Here is an 18,748-nt window from a genome sequence, read left to right as displayed (position 1 = left end):
TCTGTGCAGAGCCACAACGGATTGGGGGACAGTCTTTTGAAACCCGCTACCGATTGGGGGACAAACGAGGCCCAATAGGGGACATCCTGACTGTCCCCCAATACCATTAATACCAGTTTTTTTGAATCCGGATTGGGGCCGCAATTGCCACGGCCGGATTAAGTCTTGACAGAATCGCGCTTCCGGACGCTAATCGTTGACAGATGGTGAAGAACGCTGAGTTTATCCGGTGTTCATCGCATTCACCCAGAAGGGACGCCAGATCCCGACCCCGAGGCAGCCAACCGGATTGGCGCAGAAAGCAGAGCGGATGCTCAACATGAAACCCGTCGGGCGCAATGCGTCGGCGATGAAATACGACCTGATCACGGCTCTTGGCGCCCATGCGCTGTCGCTGGGCAAGACCGATCAGCGCCGGGTGCTGCGGCTGATCACCCTGGTCACGGCGCGCTACAACTGGGCGCGCGACGAACTGGCGGTGGGCCAGCGCGAGATTGCGCGGCTGTGGTCCTGCGATGAACGCACGGTGAAACGCGAGATGGCGCGGCTGCGGGCGATGGGCTGGCTGGTGGTGCGCCGGCAGGGCGCGCGGGGGCGGGTGACGGAATATGCCATGGACCGGGACCGGATGCTGGCGGACACGCGCGACAACTGGCCCGCCGTCGGCCCGGATTTCGTGATCCGGCTGGACGGTCCTGCGGTGGCGGATTCGGTGGTGCCGTTCCGCGCGGCGGCGGGTGCGGGGGTGCCGCCGCCGGACGTGTCGGCGGGCACCGAATGGGCGCTGGCGCAGGCGGTGCTGCACCGCGAGGACGGCGCGACATACGGGTCGTGGCTGCGGGCGCTGGAACGGGCCGACAGGGCAGGGGGGCGGCTGGTCCTGCGCGCCCCCAGCCGGTTTCACGCGGCCTATGTGCAGACCCATCTCCAGGACCGTATCCTGACCGCCTGCAGGGCCGTGGACGGCGACGTGGCGACGGTCGCGATCATCGCCTAGGGCGGCGCGTCAGGGGGTCAGAGGCGGCGTGCCGTCCTCGGAGACGAGATGACAGGCGACGCGGTGGCCCGACGGCAGGCTGCGCAGCGCCGGGTCGGTCTGACGGCAGATGTCCTGCGCCACCGGGCAGCGGTTGGCGAAGCGGCAGCCCGGCGGCAGGTTCACCGGGTCGGGCGGATCGCCGGGGATCAGGATGCGCCGGGTTTCGGCCCGCCGTTCCTTGTCGACCGAGGGCACGGCGGAGAGCAGCGCCACCGTGTAGGGATGCTTGGGGCTGTTGAACAGGCTCAGCCGGTCGGCATATTCGACGATGCGGCCCATGTACATGACCGCGATCGTGTCGCACATGTGCTGCACCACGCCCAGATCGTGGCTGATGAACAGGTAGGTCAGGTCGAATTCCGCCTGGAGCGCCTTCAGCAGGTTCAGGATCTGCGCCTGCACCGCCACGTCCAGCGCCGATACCGCCTCGTCGCAGATCACCAGTTCCGGCTGCGTCGCCAGCGCGCGGGCGATGCCGATCCGCTGGCGCTGCCCGCCGGAGAACTGGTGCGGGAACAGGCGCTGCTGTTCCGGGTGCAGCCCGACCGCCTTGAACAGCTTGTCGACGATTCCCTGCCGGTCGGCGGCGGGCACGGTCTCCATGCTGTCCAGCGGCTCGCGCACGATCTTTTCGGCGCGCAGGCGGGGATTGAGGCTGGAATAGGGGTCCTGGAAGATGAACTGCAGCCGGGCGCGGGCCTTGCGCAGCGCCTGATCGTCCAGTTTCAGGAAGTCCTGCCCGGCGACCTTCACCTCGCCGTCACAGGCCGCCACCAGCCGCGCCACGGCGAGCGCGGTGGTGGTCTTGCCGGAGCCGCTTTCGCCGACGATGGCGAGCGTTTCGCCGCGCCGGATGTCGAAACTGACATCATCCACCGCGTAGAGATAGGAGGTGCGGCCGAATGCGCCGCCACGTTTCACCGGAAAACGGACGCTGAGGTTGAGCACTTCGACCAAGGGGGAATCGACCGTGGAATCGCGCATCATATGTCCTCCGCATGCCAGCAGGCCGACCGTTGGTCATCGGCAAAGGCCATCTCCGGCGGGCGCTTGTCGAGGCACTGTTGCGTCACCTGCGGGCAGCGGGACGCGAACAGGCACTGGTCGCGCCCGAATTCGGACAGGCTGGGCACGATGCCCGGCACCTCGGTCAGGGTGTGGCGTTCTTCGGTGAGCACCTTCATCAGGTGCGGCACGCAGGAAATCAGGCCCCTGGTGTAGGGGTGGCGCGGGTGGTCGATGATCTGCTCCACCGGCCCCTGTTCGGCGTTGCGCCCGGCGTACATGACGATCATCCGTTCGGCCATTTCGGCCACCGCACCCATGTCATGGGTGATCATGATGATGGCGGTGCCGGTCTGCCGCCGCAGGTCGTTCAGCAGATCGAAGATCTGCGCCTGCACGGTCACGTCCAGCGCCGTGGTGGGTTCGTCCGCGATCAGGATCCGGGGCTTGCAGGCGAGCGCGATGGCGATCATCACCCGCTGCCGCTGACCGCCCGACATCTGGAACGGATAATCCCCGACCCGGCCGCGCGCATTGGGGATGCGCACCGCGTCCAGGAGTTCGGTCGCCTGTTCCCAGGCCGCCTTGCGCCCCAGTCCCTGGTGGGCGCGCAGCACCTCGGCGATCTGTTCGCCGACCGTATAGACCGGGTTGAGCGAGGTCATCGGCTCCTGGAAGATCATCGAGATCTCGTTGCCGCGCAGGTCGCGCATCCGCTTGTCGCTGGCGGTGGTCAGCTCCTCGCCGTTGAAGGTGATGGAGCCCGACGCGATGCGGCCGATCTTTTCCGGCAGCAGCCCCATGATCCCCAGCGCCGTCATCGACTTGCCGCAGCCGCTTTCGCCGACGAAGCTGATGCTCTCGCCCGCGCCCAGTTCGAACGAGAGGTCGTCGATCACCGGGGCGACGCCCTTGCGCGTGGTCAGTTCGATTCGCAGGTTCTCGACCTTCAGGAGCGGGGCCATCAGCGCTGCCTCAGTTTCGGGTTGAGGGCGTCGTTCAACCCGTCTCCGACCAGCGAGATCGCCAGCACGGTGACGAAGATCGCGACGCCCGGAATGGTGACGGTGAAGCTCGCGTCCAGGATATACTGCCGGTTCGACCCGATGACCTGGCCCCAGCTGACCACGTTGGGATCGGTCAGGCCGAGAAAGGACAGGCCGGCCTCGAACAGGATGGCGGAGCCGACCATCAGCGCCGCCTGCACGATGATCGGGGGCAGGGCGTTGGGCAGGATCACCGAGAACATCAGCTTTCGGTTGCCGGTGCCCGAGGCGCGCGACGCCATGACGTATTCGAGCTGGCGGATGCGCAGGAATTCCGACCGGGTGATCCGCGCGACGGCGGTCCAGCTGACGATGCCGATGGCGAAGGTGATCATCGGCAGCGAGGCCCCGAACAGGGCCACGATCACCATGGAAAACAGCAGCGTCGGCAGCACCTGGAAGAATTCCGTCACCCGCATCAGCAGTTCTTCGACCCAGCCGCGGTAGAACCCGGCCAGCGCGCCGATGGTGACACCGATCAGCACCGACATCAGCGCCGCGGCGACCCCGATCACGATCGACACCCGCGCCCCGTGGATCAGCGCCGCCATCAGGTCGCGCCCCAAGTAGTCGGTGCCCAGCAGGAAACCGTCCGCACCCGGCGGCGAGAAGGGCGCCCAGACCATTTCGAACGGGTCGGTGGGATAGATCCACGGGCCGAAGATCGCCGCCAGCACGATCAGCGCCAGCACGATCAGCGCGGCGACGGCGGCGTGATTGCGGCGGAACATCTCCCAGGCTTCGGCCAGCGGGTGGCGGGCCTTTTCGATTTCCCGCTCGGGAAGGATCGGGGCGTCGGTCATGGTCTATCTCCCCACGCGTGGATCGACGAGGCGCAGCGCCAGGTCGGTCAGGATATTGCCCACGATCACCACGAGCGCCGAAAAGAACAGGATGCCGAGGATGGTCGGAGTATCCCGCGCGATGATCGACTGGAAGGCCAGCGTGCCGAGACCCGGCCAGCTGAACACGGTTTCCACCAGCACCGCGCCGGAGATGACGGCGGAAAATTGCAGGCCCGCCAGGGTGATGACCGGAGACAGCGAATTCTTCAGCGCGTGCTTGTAGACGATTTCCCGCTCCGACAGGCCCTTGGCCTTGGCGGTGCGCACGTAGTCGGACCCCAGCGTTTCCATCATCGTCGCTCGGCTGAGCCGCGAATAGAGCGCCAGGAAGATCGACGACAGGGTGACGACCGGCAGCACCATGTGCCGGGCCACGTCGGCCGCATGCGCCCAGAACCCGCCTTCGACGGTGACATCCGTCATCCCGGCGACCGGGAACAGCGGGATTTTCAGCGAGAAGGCGATCAGGAGCAGGATGCCGGTCCAGAACACCGGGGCGGAATAGCCGAAGAGCGCCAGGAAGGTGACGAAATAGGATGCGATCCCCTTGGGGTGGCGCGCCGAATAGACGCCGAGGATCACCCCCACGACCAGCGCCAGAAGCTGTGCGGTGATGGCCAGCAGCAGGGTGGCGGGCAGGCGGGACAGGATCAGGTCCGTCACCGGCTGGTTGTAGAAGAAGGAATAGCCGAGGTCGAACTGCAGCACGTTGCCGATATAGCGGCCAAGCTGCACCAGAAACGGCTGGTCCAGCCCGTAATCGGTGCGGATCTGGGCGAGGACTTCGGCATCGGCACCGCCCATCGACTGGGCGATGGTGTCGGCCACGTCGCCGGGCGCCAGGTGCATCATCGAGAAATTGAGCACCAGCACCGCCAGCAGCAGGATCAGCGCATAGAAGGTCCGCGTGGCCAGGGTCTGAAGGAACGTCACGGGCAGGATCCAATCGGGCAGGGGCGCGGCGAAGGGTCCGCCGCGCCGGTTGGCGTCACTCTTTCAGGTAGGTGCGGTCGATGGGCGCGCTGGTGGCCCAGATCCCCATTGGCGGGTTGCCGACCTTGTCCGAATAGATCGTGTGATAGGGCAGGGCGTTGACCGGGTAGAGCGGCACCTCGTTGGCGATGATCTCCTGGAATTCGTTATAGAGCGCCTTGCGCTTTTCCGGGTCGTTTTCCCGGCCCGCGAGTTCCATCAATTCATCGACCCGCGCGTTGGAATAGCCCTGCGTGTTGGACCAGACGCCCTTGCCGATATTGTCCGAGGAATAGGTCCGGTGCACCCCGATCACCGGGTCGCCCCAGTTATAGACAGAGTCCCAGCTCAGGTCGAAATCCATCTCGCCCATGCGCGTGGCCCAGGTCGGGAAATCGGCGCTGGCGCGCACCGTGACCTCGATCCCGACCTTTTTCAGCGCCGCCTTGACATATTCCACCTGCGGTTTCACGTCGGCCCAGCCGTAGTCGATGGTCAGGTCGAACCGCTTGCCGTCCTGCATCGGGAAACCCGCCTCGTCCAGCAGGGCGTTGGCCTTGTCCAGATCCAGATCATAGGCTTCGACGGCGTCGTTGTAGAACGGGCTGTCCGGGTGGATGCCGGTCCTGGCCTCTTTCGCGGTGCCCAGCATCAGTGCCTTGATGACGAAATTCCGGTCTACGGCATAAGCGATCGCCTGGCGCACCCGCACGTCCTGCAAGGGGCCGCGCGTCGTGTTCATCGCCAGCCAGTCCAGAGGGCCGACGCCGCCATAGCCCTCGTCGGTGACGTTCAGCCCCTCGACCTCTTTCAGCCGGTTGATGATGCGCGGCGACAGTTCGAAGGCGGACATGTGCACCTCGCCGTTTTCCAGCGCGATGGCGCGTGCCGACGGGTCGGGGATGATCCGCATCACGATCTTGTCCAGATAGGGCCGGCCTTCGATGAAGAAATCCTCGTGCCGTTCCAGGATGACATGTTCGCCGGACTTGTATTCCACCAGCTTGAACGGGCCCGATCCGACCACGTTTTCGTTGTTGCGCGGGTGGGTCTTCGGGTCCTGACCGTCGCCGTAGATATGCTGGGGGATGATCGACATCAGCTGCCCCGACATGGCCAGCATCAGCGCCGGGTGCGGCTTTGACAGGTTCAGGATCGCAGTGTGATCGTCCGGCGTATCAACCGATTCCACCGGTGCAAACATCGCCTTGAACGGGTGATGCGCCTTGATCACGTCGACCGAGAAGGCCACGTCCTTCGAGGTGATCGGGGTGCCGTCGTGGAACACCGCGTTCTTCACCAGGTTCAGGGTCACCTTCAGCCCGTCTTCGGAGACTTCCCAGCTTTCGGCCAGGTAGGGCTGCGGCGTCCAGTCCTCGTCATAGCGCAGGGGCGACGCGAAAAGCTGCGCGCCGGGAAAGCCGGTCACGATGCCCGACTGCACCGCGGAGTTCAGGTTGCGCACGTTGGTGCCCAGCATGGTGATGAGCGTGCCGCCCTGTTTCGGGGTGTCCTGGGCGACCGCCGTGGTCGCCAGCAGCGCGGCGAGGGCGGTCGCGGCGGCGACTGTCTTGGCCAGTTTGTTCACGGGCAGGGTCCTTCTGTTGGATAGGGTCTGTTTTTCTTGTCGGGGCAGCGTAGCGCAGGTTCATTTCAGCACAAAAGAGATTTATTGCGCGCTCTTCCTACATTTTTCCGGGGAATGACCGCGGCTTCACGACCACCGGATCGAAGGCGCCGGCGTCGCGCAGATCCATGCAATGGGTCAGGATCGCCTGCACCATGCCGGGCAGCCGGCTCACCGCCTGCGAGGCGATCCCGAAGACCGGCGCGGGCAGGTCGTCCACGATCGGAACCAGGCTGTAGGGCGAGATGCCGGGCCGGTAGTCGGCCGGGCGGATGTTGAGGATCGAGAAGCCGTAGCCGCAGGCCACCAGCGCCCGCACCATTTCCGAGGACCGGCTGGAATGGCCGATGTTGGCGGTCACGTTGCGCGCCTTGAACAGGCTGGTGAAATAGGCGCGCGCCAGCGGCAGGTCGAGCATGACCATCGGTAGGGCGCTGAGATCCGCGAGGGTCACGGAGTCCCGTTCCGCCAACGGGTTGTCGGCGGCGATCACGGCATAGGGCGGCGCGGCGAACAGCGGCTGGAACCGGTGCCGGGTCTCGACGGTCTGTTCGTAGGTGAAGGCGAAGTCGATCTCGCCCTTGTCCAGCAGCCCGACCATGGCGGACATGTCGGTTTCCAGCAGCGTCACCGACACGCCGGGGTATTTTTCGCGCCAGCTTGTCAGGATCGGCGGCAGGAAGGATGGCGCGGCGGTGGCGTAGCAACCGACCCGGATCGACCCGGTGGTGCGCCCGCCGATGGCCCCCATTTCGCTTTCGAAATGCCGCGACGTGTCGAGAAACCGCCGGATCAGCGCCAGCGTGTCGCGCCCCGCCGGCGTCGGCTGGATGCCCCGCGCCGGGGTGCGCACGAAGAGATCGTAGCCAAGCTGGCTTTCCATCGCGTCGATGGCGGCGGTGATCGAGGATTGCGAGATGTTCTGATCCGCCGCCGCCGCCGCGATTGACCCGAACCGTCCCGCGGCCTGAACATAGCGCAATTGCTTGAAGGTGAAATTCAGCACGGCCATTCCCCCAAAAAGCCAACCATCTTGACCAGATAAAACTATTTTGCCGATATTGGAAAGCTGCCTAGGCTTTGACCGGACCGAGGCCGGATGCGACCGTGCAGACGCCACCGGGGACAGAAGGAAAGCCATATGACCACCATCTATTCCGCCAGAAAGATCATCACCATGTGCGCCAGCCAGCCGACCGCCAGCCATGTGGCGGTGCGCGATGGCCGAATCCTCGGCGTCGGGCCGCTGGACAGCCTGACCGGCTGGGGCGATTACACCCTGGACGAGCGTTTCGCCGACAAGGTGCTGATGCCCGGCCTGATCGAGGGCCATGCCCACACGATGGAGGGCACGCTCTGGAAATACGCCTATTGCGGCTATTTCGACCGGACCGACCCGGTCGGCCGCGACTGGGAGGGCATCAAGACCCTGGACGGCGTGCTGAACCGGCTGAAAGAGGCGGACGCGCTGATCGCCGACCCGGACGCGCCGCTGCCCGGCTGGCAGTTCGACCCGATCTACATGGACAACAGGCGCATGACGCGCCACGATCTCGACAAGGTCTCGACCACCCGGCCCATCGGCGTGCTGCACGCTTCCGGCCATATCATGAACGTCAACAGCAAGGCGCTGGAACTGGGCGGGATGCTGCGGACGGGCATCAACCATCCGGGCGTGCCGCTGGGGGAGGACGGGCTGCCGACCGGCGAGTTGAAGGGACCGGACGTGATGACCCCGATCGGCGTGCATGTGGGTTTCGACCGCAGCATGCTGGATTGCGACGACGACGGGCTGCGCAATTTCGGCCGTCTGTGCGTCCGCGCGGGGGTGACGACGACCACCGATCTGGCGGCGCGGCTGGAAGACGACACGGTCGACATGATGCTGAAGGTCACCGGCGAAGCCGATTACCCGGCCCGCGTGGTGGCGTTGCGCTATTTCATGGGGATGACCCCGCGCGAACTGGTCGACCGGGTGATCGCGCTCAGGGCGCGCTCCACCGACCGGCTGCGGCTGGGGCGGATCAAGGTGGTGACGGACGGCTCCATCCAGGGCTTTTCGGCCCGGCTGCGCTGGCCCGGCTATTTCAACGGCGCGCCGAACGGGCTGTGGTATGTCTCCCCGCAGCAGTTGCGCGAGGTGATGGACCTGGCGCTGGCCGAGGATGTGCAGATCCACACCCATACCAATGGCGACGAGGCGACGGACCTGGTGCTCGACACGATGGAGGCGGCGCTGCGCGGCCAGCCCAGCCCCGACCACCGTTTCACCATCCAGCACTGCCAGCTGGCCGACAGCGCCCAGTTTCACCGCATGGGCAAGCTTGGCATGTGCGTGAACCTGTTTGCCAACCACCATTTCTACTGGGGCGACGAACATTACCGGCTGACCGTCGGCCCGGAACGCGCCGAACGGATGAACGCCTGCGCCACGGCGCTGGCCAGGGGGGTGCCGATGGCGATCCATTCGGATGCGCCGATCACGCCGCTCGGGCCGCTGTTCACCGCCTGGTGCGCGGTCAACCGGATCACCGCCTCGGGCCGCACTCAGGGCGAGGCGGAGAAGATCGGCGTTGCCGAGGCGCTCTACGCGATCACCATGGGCGCGGCCTATACGCTGAAACTCGACGGGGAAATCGGCTCCATCGAGGTTGGCAAGAAGGCGGATTTCGCGGTTCTGGAGGACGACCCGACGGAAATCGGCGGCGGCAACCTGAAGGACGTGCGGGTCTGGGGCACGGTGCAGGGCGGGCGCGTCTTCGCCGCCGCCGACCAGACATGACCGCCCCGCTGCCCCTGACCATTCTCGGCGGGTTTCTCGGCGCCGGCAAGACCACGCTGGTCAACCACCTGCTGCGCCACGCGGAGGGGCGGCGGCTGGCGGTGCTGGTGAACGAATTCGGCGAACTGCCCATCGACGAGGATCTGATCGAGGCCGAGGGCGACGACCTGATCTCGATCTCGGGCGGCTGCGTCTGTTGCAGCTATGGCAGCGACCTGACCGCGGCGCTGATGGATCTGGCGCGGATGGAGCCGCGCCCCGATCACGTGCTGCTGGAATCCTCCGGCGTCGCGATCCCCGGCGCCATCGCCGCCACGGTCGGTCTGTTGCAGGGATACCGGCTCGACGGGATCGTGGTGCTGGCGGATGCGGAAACCCTGCGCGCCACCGCGGCGGACCGCTACATGGGCGACACCGTGACCCGGCAGTTGGAAGACGCCGACCTGGTGGTCCTGAACAAATGCGACCTCGTGACCGGGGCGGAGCTGTCGGCGCTGCGCGGCTGGCTTCAGGATCGGCACGCGGGGCTGCGCCAGGTGGAGGCCCGGCAGGCGGCGGTCGATCCGGCGGTGGTGCTGGGCGGCTTCGACGGCGCGCCGGTCTCCGCCCGGACCCCCGAGAACCCGGTGCAGAGCCGCCATCTGCGCCTGGACGGGCCGGTGGACGATCCCGCGGCGCTGGCCGGGGCGCTGGCGCAGGACCGGCTGGGCCTGATCCGGGCCAAGGGGTTCGTGACCGACCGCGCGGGCGCGCGGTTCCTGATCCAGGTGGTCGGGCGGCGCGCCGCCTGCACCCCGGCGCCGGGGCCGGTCTCCGCCCCCGACGGCATCGTCTGCCTGGGCGCGGGCGGGCGGGCCGACTGGCCGGCGGTGCTGGCGCTGGGGGCGCGGACCTCCGAAGAGGCATGACCGCCGGGGCGGTGCTGTTCGACGCCCGCGCCTGCGCGCTTGGCGAAGGGCCGCTCTGGCATCCGGAACGGGGCCAGCTGTTCTGGTTCGACATTCTGGGCCGGCGGCTGCTGACCCGTACCGCGCGCGGCCCGGCGCAATGGACATTCGACGAAATGGTCTCCGCCGCCGGATGGATCGACCGGGACAGCCTGCTGATCGCGTCGGAAACCCGTCTGTTCCGCTTCGATCTGGTGAGCGGGGCCGCGACGACGGTCTGCGATCTGGAAGCGGACCGGCCCGAAACCCGGTCCAACGACGGGCGGGCGGACCCGCGGGGCGGGTTCTGGATCGGCACCATGGGCAAGGCAGCGGAGCGCGGGGCAGGGGCGATCTATCGCTATTACAGGGGCGAGCTGCGCCGCCTGTTCGCCGGGCTCACCATCCCCAACGCCATCTGTTTTTCGCCGGACGGGCGGTGCGCCTATTTCTGCGATACGCCGACGCGGCGCATCCGGCGGCAGGCGCTGGACGCGTCGGGCTGGCCGAAGGGAGACCCGTCGGACCTGGTGACGATCACCGGCGACGGCGTCTTCCCCGATGGCGCGGTCGTGGATGCAGAGGGATGCTTGTGGAACGCGCAATGGGGCGGGGCACGGGTGGTGCGATACGACGCATCGGGCCGGGAAATCGCGCGGGTCGCGGTGCCGGCGCGGCAATCGAGCTGCCCGGCCTTTGGCGGTGCGAATCTGGACGAGCTGTTCGTCACCAGCGCCGCCACGGGTCTCGCCGGCCCGGCGGAGGGTCAGACGTTCCGCCTGTCCGTCGCGCCGGTGGCGGGGCAGGCGGAACACCGCGTGATGGTCTAGGACGCGCCGCCGGTCTTCGGAAAGATCCCCTTGCTGATGAATTCCATCACCTCGGTGCCGGTCTGGGTGCTGACCGTGGTCTTGCTGACGACGAATCCGATGTCGGAGCGCGATTTCGGTTCGATCTTGTCGATCACCTCCATCCGCACCGACAGGATGTCGCCGGGAAACACCGGGTGTTTCCAGCGCAGCTGGTCGATGCCGGGCGAGCCGAGCGACTTGCCGCGGCTCTTCATGTCCTCCACCAGCATCGCCATGGTCATGGCGCAGGTGTGCCAGCCGCTGGCGCAAAGCCCGCCGAACAGCGAGTCCTTCGCCGCCTCTTCGTCGAGGTGAAAGAACTGCGCGTCATATTTGCTGGCGAATTCGATGATCTCTTCCTTTGTGACCTCGTAGGCGCCAAAGCTGCGGACCTGTCCGATCGGGATGCTTTCGAAGGGGATCAGGCCCGGTTCCGTGGTGGTCTGTGTCATGTGGGTCTTCCGTGCGGTTGCTGTCTTTGCCTGCCTTGGTGTCAGCCCGGCGCGGCGGGCGCAATGCAAACCTGCGCCCGCCGGTCCAGTCGGCTTGACACCGTGACGGATCGATTCATATCATGCCGCAGAGCGAAACGAAATTCCGCAGATCAGACGGATGCGTGGCGCCCGGTGTCGTGCCCGCCTTCGGGCGCGGGCCGACGATTTCAGATCAGGGAGGATCCAGATGAAGACTTTCGTTGCCGCGGTCGCGGCGTTTGGCATGTCGGCCGCTGTCGCGGGTGCCGCGGATTTCGCGCTGCCGGCGCAATTGTCCTGGACAGCATATGACACCGGGTCGGCCGGTTACAACCAGGCCGTCGCCATCGGCGCGGCCCTGCAGGACGCGGCGGGCGTCAACCTGCGGGTCCTGCCCGGCAAGAACGACGTGTCGCGCACCGAACCGCTGCGCCAGGGCCGGGTGCAGTTTTCCGCAACCGGCGTCGGCGGCAGCTTCATGGCGCAGGAAGGCGTGTTCGACTTCGGGGCCGAGAACTGGGGGCCGCAGCCGATCCGGGTGCTGCTGGCCAACAACGGCGGCGCGATCAACCTGGCGGTCGGCGTCGCCGGGGACGAGGGGATCGAGACCTTTGCCGACCTCAGGGGCAAGCGGGTGGCCTTCATCGTCGGCGCCCCGGCGCTGAACGTGAACACCGAAGCCTATCTCGCCTATGGCGGGCTGACCTGGGACGATGTGGAGCGGGTCGATTTCGGCGGCTTCGGCGCCAGCTGGACTGGGCTGATCGAAGACCAGGTGGACGCGGCCTTCGCCTCGACCAACTCGGGCAAGGCCTATGAGGCGGCATCGGGTCCGCGCGGGCTGTTCTGGCCGCCGATCGACCCGGACAATGCCGAGGGCATCGCCGCGATGAAGGGGATCGCGCCGTTCTTCCAGCCCAACCTGGCGACGGTCGGGGCCAATATCGACGGCACCGACGGCTATCAGGGCGCGGGCTATCCCTATCCGGTGCTGACCGCCATCGCCGCAACCGAAACCGATCTGGTCTACAACATGACCAAGGCGATGGTCGAACTGTTCCCGGCCTATGACGGCAAGGCGCCGGGCATCGGCGGCTGGGCGCTGGACAAGCAGAACATGGAATGGGTGGTGCCCTATCACGAGGGCGCGATCCTCTATTTCAATGAACGCGGTCTCTGGAACGATGCGGCGCAGGCCCACAACGACAGGCTGATCGAACGGCAGAAGGCGCTGATGGCCGCATGGGAGGCCCTGAAGGCCGACGCGCCCGCCGATTGGGAAGCTGGCTGGGCCGACGCCCGCCGCAAGGCGCTGGAAGCGGGCGGGTTCGAGGTGGTTTTCTGAACCCCGCAGATATCGACGGACGGGTCGGCCGCTTGCGTGGCCGGCCCGTTGCCGTGAAGGACGCCAAACCGGACGGACCCCAGCATGACTTCGGAAGACAAGACAGACGCGGCGCTGAAGAAAGCCGGGATTGAAACGACCGCCATCGACGGCGCGACCCCGGCCGAACGGCTGTCGGGACCGGCGCGTTGGGCGGTGATCGGCGGCACTTTGCTGTCGCTGGTGCTGGTGGTGAACCAGCTGTTCAACCTCCAGCTTTTCGGGATCGTGCTGATCGACGGGCGCTATCTCTATTTCCTCGGCGGGCTGTTCCTGGCGCTGAGTTTCCTGATCTTCCAGCGCCGGGGCGGCAAGGGCGGTCCGCCGTCGCTGCTGGACTGGGCGCTGTTCGCGGTTTCGCTGGGCTGCACCGTATATCTCGGGCAGACGGCGCAGACGAACCTGAGCCAGGGCTGGGAATACGCCCCGCCCGAGGTGGCGCAATGGGTCGCGGTGGTGTTCTTTTTCCTGATCCTCGAAGCGACGCGGCGGGCCGGCGGGCTGGTCCTGTTCGCCATCGTCACCTTCTTTGCCTTCTACCCGACCTTCGCGGGCCATGTGCCGGACCCGTTCTCGGGCTTCCAGAGCACCTTCCTGCAAACCGTGCCCTATCACATCTATTCCGCCGAAAGCAGTTTCGGCATCCCGATGAAGGCCTTTGGCGGCGTCGTCATCGGCTTCATCCTGTTTGGCGCGGTGCTCCAGCGCACCGGCGGCGGGCAGTTCTTCAACGATCTCGCGCTGGGGCTGGTGGGCGGCTATCGCGGCGGCGCGGCCAAGGTGTCGATCTTTGCCAGCGGCTTCATGGGGTCGATGTCGGGCAGCGTCATTTCCAACGTGCTGACCACCGGCGCGGTGTCGATCCCGGCGATGCGCAAGACCGGGTTTTCCGCCCGCACCGCGGCGGCGACCGAGGCCTGCGCCTCCACCGGGGGCGTGCTGATGCCGCCGATCATGGGGGCGACTGCCTTCGTCATGGCGTCCTTCCTGTCGCGGCCCTATGTGGACATCGCGCTCGCCGCCGCGATCCCGAGCCTGCTGTTCTACTGGGGTCTCTTCACCCAGATCGACGCCTATTCCGCCCGGCGCGGGCTGCGCGGCCTGCCCAGGCCCGACCTGCCGGTGCTGCGGCAGGTGATGAAGGACGGCTGGCCCTATATCTTCGTCTTCGCGCTCCTGCTGTTCATGATGATCGGGCTGCGGCGCGAAACCTCCGCACCGTTCTATGCCACGGTGCTTCTGCTGATCGTCAACCAGTTCCGCGCCAGCCACCGGCTCGACCTGAAGCGCCTTGGCAACATGATCGTGGGCGTCGGCATGGGGCTTGCGGAACTGACCGCGATCCTTCTGGGCGTCGGGCTGATCGTCGGGTCGTTCTCGGCCACCGGGCTCGCCGGCACGCTGGTCAACGAACTGGTGTTCCTCGCCGGGGACAACACGCTGGTGCTTCTCCTGATGGGGGCGGTCACGGCCTTCATCTTCGGCATGGGGATGACGGTCACGGCCTGTTACATCTTTCTCGCCGTGGTGCTGGCGCCGGCGCTGGAAGCGGGCGGGCTGAACCAGCTCGCGGTGCATCTGTTCATCCTCTACTGGGGCATGGTCAGCTACATCACGCCGCCGGTGGCGCTTGGCGCCTTCGCGGCCTCGACGATGGCGGGCAGCAACGCCATGGCCACCGGGCTGGAAGCGATGCGGCTGGGCGGCGTCATCTACATCGCGCCGTTCTTCTTCGTGCTGAACCCGGCGCTGGTCGGGCAGGCGCCGCCGATGGAGGTCGCCTTTGCGCTCGTCAGCGCGCTGGTCGGGGTGGCGATGATCTCGGCGGCGCTTCAGGGATACATCAGCCTGGTGGGTCCGGTGCGCGGTGCGGCGTCCATGCCCCTGCGGGTGCTGCTGTTCCTGGGCGGGCTGCTGATCGCCAAGCCGAAGACACCGTTGCTGGACATGAGCGGGGGCACCTCGTTCCTGCTCGGGGCCGCGCTTTGCGCGCTGCCGATGGTCCTGGCCTGGCGGGCGCGGCAGGCGGAAGAAGCGCAGGGCGGCGCGGCCTAGGAAAAGGAACCGGGGACTTGATCGAGATTCAGCCGCCATCGCCCGACACCGAACCGGACTGCACCATCGTGCAGCGGGTCCGCGACAATGCGAAGGCGCATCCGGACCGGCTCGCCGTGGTCTGCGGGACGACACGCCTGACCTGGGCCGACTTCGACCGCGGGATCAACCGCGTCGCCAACCTGCTGCTGGGACTGGGGGTCGGCAAGGGCGACAACATCGCCGTCCTGTCGCCGAATTCCGCCGATTACGCGACCCTGTTCATGGGCATCCTGCGCGCCGGCGCCGGCGTCACGCCGCTGTCGACCATGGCCTCGCCCGAGGCGCTGGCGAAGATGCTCACCGACTGTTCGGCGCGGGCGATCTTTGTCGCGGCGCAATATCTCGATCTCGTGGACGGGTTCGCCGGCGACATGGACATCGCCCGTTTCGCGCTGGATTTCGATCATCCGGCCTTTGCCGGTTTCCGGGCGGCGGTGCGGGGCGCCGCCGAGACCGACCCGATGATCCCGGTCGGCATGGCCGATCCGTTCAACCTGATCTATTCCTCGGGCACCACCGGCACCCCCAAGGGCATCCTGCACAATCACTGGATGCGGGCGGCGCAGATGGACCGGGTGACGCCCAACGGCTATGACGACCACGCGCGCACGCTGCTGTCGACGCCGCTCTATTCCAACACCACCATCGTGTCCTTCCTGCCGACGCTGTTCGGCGGCTCCACCGTCCATCTTATGGCGAAATTCGACGCCCGCGCCTATCTGCAGATCGTCGAGCGCGAAAGGATCACCCACACGATGCTGGTGCCGGTGCAATACAAGCGGATCATGGACCTGCCGGATTTCGACAGTTTCGACCTTTCGTCGATGCGGATGAAATTCTCGACCTCCGCACCGCTGCGGGCGGATGTGAAGGCCGATGTGCTGGCCCGGTTCCCCGGCAAGCTGATCGAATATTACGGGCTGACCGAAGGCGGCGGGGTCACGGTGCTGGTGGCGGACGAGAACCCGACCAAGCTGCACACGGTGGGCAAGCCCGCGCCGAACACCGACATCCGCCTGATTGACGCCGGGGGGCGCGAGGTCGCGCCGGGCGAGGTCGGGGAGATCTGCGGGCGCGGCCCGGCGATGATGGCGGGATACTACGGCCGGGACGACCTGACGCGCGACTATATCTGGCAGAGCCCCGAGGGGCTTGCCTTTTTCCGGTCGGGCGACATGGGGTCGTTTGACGCGGACGGGTTTCTCGTCCTGTCGGACCGCAAGAAGGACATGATCATTTCCGGCGGGCTGAACATCTATGCCAACGACCTGGAACTGGTGCTGCTGGCGGACCCGGATGTCACAGACGCCGCGGTGATCGGCGTGCCGTCCGACGCCTGGGGGGAAACGCCGCTGGGGCTGGTGGTGCTGCGCCCCGGTGCGGCCCGCGGCGCCGCGGAGATCCGTGACGCGGCCAACGAGAAGCTGGGCAAGAGCCAGCGGCTGAGCGCGGTGGAACTGCGCGACAGCCTGCCCCGCAGTTCCATCGGCAAGATCCTGAAACGGGAACTGCGCGCGCCCTACTGGGACGGCACCCGATAGCCAGCGTTGCAAAACGCCGCGCCGCGTTTCAATAGTAGATCCATGTTGGACTACAGCTACAATCCGGCCCTGGTCCTGGCGTCCCTGGCGATCGTGCTGATGTCGGGGTTTACCGGCTTGTCGCTGACCCAGGGGGCGTCGCGGCTGGGCCTCGCCCGGCGCAAGCTGGTGGTGGCGATGTCTGCCGTGGCGTTGGGTGGCGGCATCTGGTCGATGCATTTCGTCGCCATGCTGGGGCTGCGCCTGCCGATCCTCTTTTACTATGACGCGCTGACGACGCTGATCTCGGCGCTGGTGGCGGTGCTGATGACCGGCTGCGCCCTGCTGATCGTGCATTTCGGGGACCGCACGCCGCTGCGGATCACCCTGGCGGGCGGCATTCTCGGGCTGGGAGTTCCGGCGATGCATTACATCGGCATGTCCGGGATGCAGATGTGCCGCCCGGTCTATTCGGCGGCGGGGGTCGCGCTGGCGCTGGCCTGTTCGCTGGCGCTCTGCATCGTGTCGTTCCGGCTCTGCTACGGGCAGCGGCGGGCGCGCAACATCATCCTTGGCACGCTGGGATTCGGGCTGGCGGTGTTTTCGGTGCATTTCATCGCCATGGGCGGCACCCGTTTCGCGCCGGTGCCGGGGGATGTGCCGAGCCCGCTGGGGATGAGCAACGAGGTGCTCGCCTTTGGCGTGACGCTGGCGTCCTTCGTCATTGCCGGGGCCTTCCTGCTGACCGGAGTCACGTTCCGGGCCGATGCGCCGGCGGCTGACCCGGTGCCGGTATCCGCGCCGCCGGAACCGGAAACACCGTCCCGCGCGCCGGGGGACAGCGCCGCGATCCGGGTGCCCTATGAAAAGGACGGGCGCATCCATTTCGCCGCCACCACCGACATCGCCGCGATCCGGGCCGAGGGGCGGTATACCTATCTCTACTGCCGGAGCGGACGGATGTTTTCGCCCTGGTCGATCTCGGAAGCGGACCGGCGGCTGGAAGGGCAGGGCTTTCACCGCTGTCACCGCAGCTATGTGGTGAACGCCGATTTCGTCAGCAGTTTCGAGCGCAAGAAGGACACCGGCGTGCTCTATTTCGACGGGGTCACGTCGCTGGACAAGGCGCCGGTCAGCCGGTCCCACCTGGCGGATATCCGCAAGAGCCTCGGCGTCTGACGCCGCCGTTTCTGCACCTGCATACGCAACTCGTGCAGCCCATGCGCATTTCGTGCATCGGGTCAGGCCCGCCATGCCTTCGTGGTCAGCGCCTATGGCCCGCCGGTGTCTGATGCGGCCACGACAGCAGGGGAGGGTCGCCGCATGATACCATCGAGATTCGAATATTACCGCCCGGACGACATCCGGGGGGCGCTGGCCGTCCTGAACGAACACGGGGACGACGCCCGCGTGATGGCGGGCGGGCACAGCCTGATCCCGATGATGAAGCTGCGGATGGCCGAGGTGCCGCATCTGATCGACCTTCAGGGGATCGCGGAACTGCGCGGGATCGCCATCGACGGGGCTGAAATCAGCATCGGCGCGATGACCACCCAGCACGATCTGATCGCCCACGCAGGGCTGGCCGACGCCGCCCCGATCCTGCGCGAGGCGGCGCTGCAGATCGCCGATCCGCAGGTGCGCTACATGGGCACGGTCGGCGGCAACGTCGCCAACGGCGATCCGGGCAACGACATGCCGGGGCTGATGCAATGCCTGGACGCACGGTTCGAACTGGTCGGCGCGGACGGCACCCGCGAGGTCGCGGCGCGCGATTTCTACGAAGCCGCCTATATGACCGCGCGCGATGACGAGGAACTCCTGACCCGCATCCGGTTCACGGCGACGGGCGCGGGATACGCCTATGAAAAGCAGAAGCGCAAGATCGGCGACTACGCCACGGCTGCCTGTGCGGCGCTGATCTCGCGCGATGGGGACCGCATCGGCAGCGCCTCGGTCGCGATGACCAATCTCAGCGATGTGCCGGTCTGGTCGCAGGCCGCCGGCGACGCGCTGGTGGGCAGCACCGGCGACGCCGCCGCCATCAAGGCCGCCACCGACGCGGCGCTGGCCGATATCGACCCGACCGGCGACAACCGCGGCCCGGTGGAATTCAAGAAACACGTGGCCGGGATCATCATTTCCCGCGCCATCGCGCGCGCCCTGTCGCGCGCCTGAGGG

The 18,748-nt window shown here is 66.8% G+C and carries 16 protein-coding genes; 9 read left to right on the top strand and 7 right to left on the bottom strand.

All coding sequences use genetic code 11. The features are described 5' to 3' along the window. Nucleotides 1-310 precede the first annotated feature (310 nt). On the top strand, nucleotides 311-997 hold the full coding sequence (locus QO034_RS10425; protein ID WP_284485508.1) for a DnaA N-terminal domain-containing protein: 687 nt from the start codon (nucleotides 311-313) through the stop codon (nucleotides 995-997). 9 nt (nucleotides 998-1,006) lie between these two features. On the opposite strand, the gene QO034_RS10420 is transcribed toward QO034_RS10425, so the two are convergent. The 6 genes from QO034_RS10420 to QO034_RS10395 all read right to left on the bottom strand — a co-directional run bounded on the left by QO034_RS10420 (nucleotide 1,007) and on the right by QO034_RS10395 (nucleotide 7,540). Next, nucleotides 1,007-2,023 carry an ABC transporter ATP-binding protein gene (locus tag QO034_RS10420; protein ID WP_284485470.1) on the bottom strand — a complete coding sequence of 339 codons (1,017 nt, stop codon included), beginning with the start codon at nucleotides 2,021-2,023 and terminating at the stop codon, nucleotides 1,007-1,009. Beyond that, nucleotides 2,023-3,009, bottom strand: a complete 987-nt coding sequence (locus QO034_RS10415; RefSeq protein WP_284485469.1) for an ABC transporter ATP-binding protein — start codon at nucleotides 3,007-3,009, stop codon at nucleotides 2,023-2,025. The genes QO034_RS10420 and QO034_RS10415 overlap by 1 nt, the downstream gene beginning before the upstream one ends. Further along, nucleotides 3,009-3,893, bottom strand: coding sequence for an ABC transporter permease (locus tag QO034_RS10410; RefSeq protein ID WP_284485468.1), 885 nt, complete (start codon nucleotides 3,891-3,893; stop codon nucleotides 3,009-3,011). The genes QO034_RS10415 and QO034_RS10410 overlap by 1 nt, the downstream gene beginning before the upstream one ends. Nucleotides 3,894-3,896: 3 nt before the next feature. Then, nucleotides 3,897-4,868 (bottom strand): ABC transporter permease, encoded by a 972-nt coding sequence (locus tag QO034_RS10405; RefSeq protein WP_284485467.1) that lies wholly within the window; start codon nucleotides 4,866-4,868, stop codon nucleotides 3,897-3,899. A 55-nt stretch (nucleotides 4,869-4,923) separates the two neighbouring features. Further along, nucleotides 4,924-6,495: an ABC transporter substrate-binding protein gene (locus QO034_RS10400; protein WP_284485466.1), complete on the bottom strand. Its 1,572-nt coding sequence runs from the start codon at nucleotides 6,493-6,495 to the stop codon at nucleotides 4,924-4,926. A 97-nt stretch (nucleotides 6,496-6,592) separates the two neighbouring features. Then, complete coding sequence (locus tag QO034_RS10395) at nucleotides 6,593-7,540, bottom strand: LysR family transcriptional regulator (protein WP_284485465.1); 948 nt, start codon at nucleotides 7,538-7,540, stop codon at nucleotides 6,593-6,595. 135 nt (nucleotides 7,541-7,675) lie between these two features. On the opposite strand from QO034_RS10395, the gene QO034_RS10390 reads away from it, so the two are divergent. Genes QO034_RS10390 through QO034_RS10380 form a run of 3 tightly spaced genes read left to right on the top strand, consistent with a single transcriptional unit; the run spans nucleotide 7,676 to nucleotide 11,072 of the window. Further along, nucleotides 7,676-9,316 (top strand): amidohydrolase, encoded by a 1,641-nt coding sequence (locus tag QO034_RS10390; protein WP_284485464.1) that lies wholly within the window; start codon nucleotides 7,676-7,678, stop codon nucleotides 9,314-9,316. Then, on the top strand, nucleotides 9,313-10,224 hold the full coding sequence (locus QO034_RS10385) for a CobW family GTP-binding protein (RefSeq protein WP_284485463.1): 912 nt from the start codon (nucleotides 9,313-9,315) through the stop codon (nucleotides 10,222-10,224). The genes QO034_RS10390 and QO034_RS10385 overlap by 4 nt, the downstream gene beginning before the upstream one ends. Further along, nucleotides 10,221-11,072, top strand: coding sequence for an SMP-30/gluconolactonase/LRE family protein (locus tag QO034_RS10380; protein ID WP_284485462.1), 852 nt, complete (start codon nucleotides 10,221-10,223; stop codon nucleotides 11,070-11,072). The genes QO034_RS10385 and QO034_RS10380 overlap by 4 nt, the downstream gene beginning before the upstream one ends. Here QO034_RS10380 and QO034_RS10375 read toward each other — a convergent pair. After that, nucleotides 11,069-11,545: a MaoC family dehydratase gene (locus tag QO034_RS10375; RefSeq protein ID WP_284485461.1), complete on the bottom strand. Its 477-nt coding sequence runs from the start codon at nucleotides 11,543-11,545 to the stop codon at nucleotides 11,069-11,071. The two genes, QO034_RS10380 and QO034_RS10375, sit on opposite strands and share 4 nt — an antisense overlap. Nucleotides 11,546-11,774: 229 nt before the next feature. Here QO034_RS10375 and QO034_RS10370 point away from each other — a divergent pair, with 229 nt between their 5' ends. The 5 genes from QO034_RS10370 (at nucleotide 11,775) to QO034_RS10350 (ending at nucleotide 18,745) form a co-directional block, all read left to right on the top strand. Next, nucleotides 11,775-12,911, top strand: coding sequence for a TAXI family TRAP transporter solute-binding subunit (locus QO034_RS10370; RefSeq protein ID WP_284485460.1), 1,137 nt, complete (start codon nucleotides 11,775-11,777; stop codon nucleotides 12,909-12,911). Between the two features lie 84 nt (nucleotides 12,912-12,995). After that, nucleotides 12,996-15,005, top strand: coding sequence for a TRAP transporter permease (locus tag QO034_RS10365; protein WP_284485459.1), 2,010 nt, complete (start codon nucleotides 12,996-12,998; stop codon nucleotides 15,003-15,005). Between the two features lie 17 nt (nucleotides 15,006-15,022). Beyond that, the gene (locus QO034_RS10360; RefSeq protein WP_284485458.1) at nucleotides 15,023-16,588 is read left to right on the top strand and encodes a class I adenylate-forming enzyme family protein; all 1,566 of its coding nucleotides are present in this window, start codon (nucleotides 15,023-15,025) and stop codon (nucleotides 16,586-16,588) included. A gap of 42 nt (nucleotides 16,589-16,630) precedes the next feature. Next, nucleotides 16,631-17,746: an MHYT domain-containing protein gene (locus QO034_RS10355; protein ID WP_284485457.1), complete on the top strand. Its 1,116-nt coding sequence runs from the start codon at nucleotides 16,631-16,633 to the stop codon at nucleotides 17,744-17,746. Nucleotides 17,747-17,890: 144 nt separating this feature from the next. Beyond that, nucleotides 17,891-18,745, top strand: a complete 855-nt coding sequence (locus tag QO034_RS10350; protein WP_284485456.1) for an FAD binding domain-containing protein — start codon at nucleotides 17,891-17,893, stop codon at nucleotides 18,743-18,745. Nucleotides 18,746-18,748: the final 3 nt, after the last annotated feature.

This window comes from Sedimentitalea xiamensis (assembly GCF_030164465.1).
Classification (GTDB): Bacteria; Pseudomonadota; Alphaproteobacteria; order Rhodobacterales; family Rhodobacteraceae; genus Sedimentitalea; species Sedimentitalea xiamensis.
The sequence above is the reverse complement of the archived record's forward strand: the minus strand, read 5'-3'. Positions and strand labels throughout refer to the sequence as shown.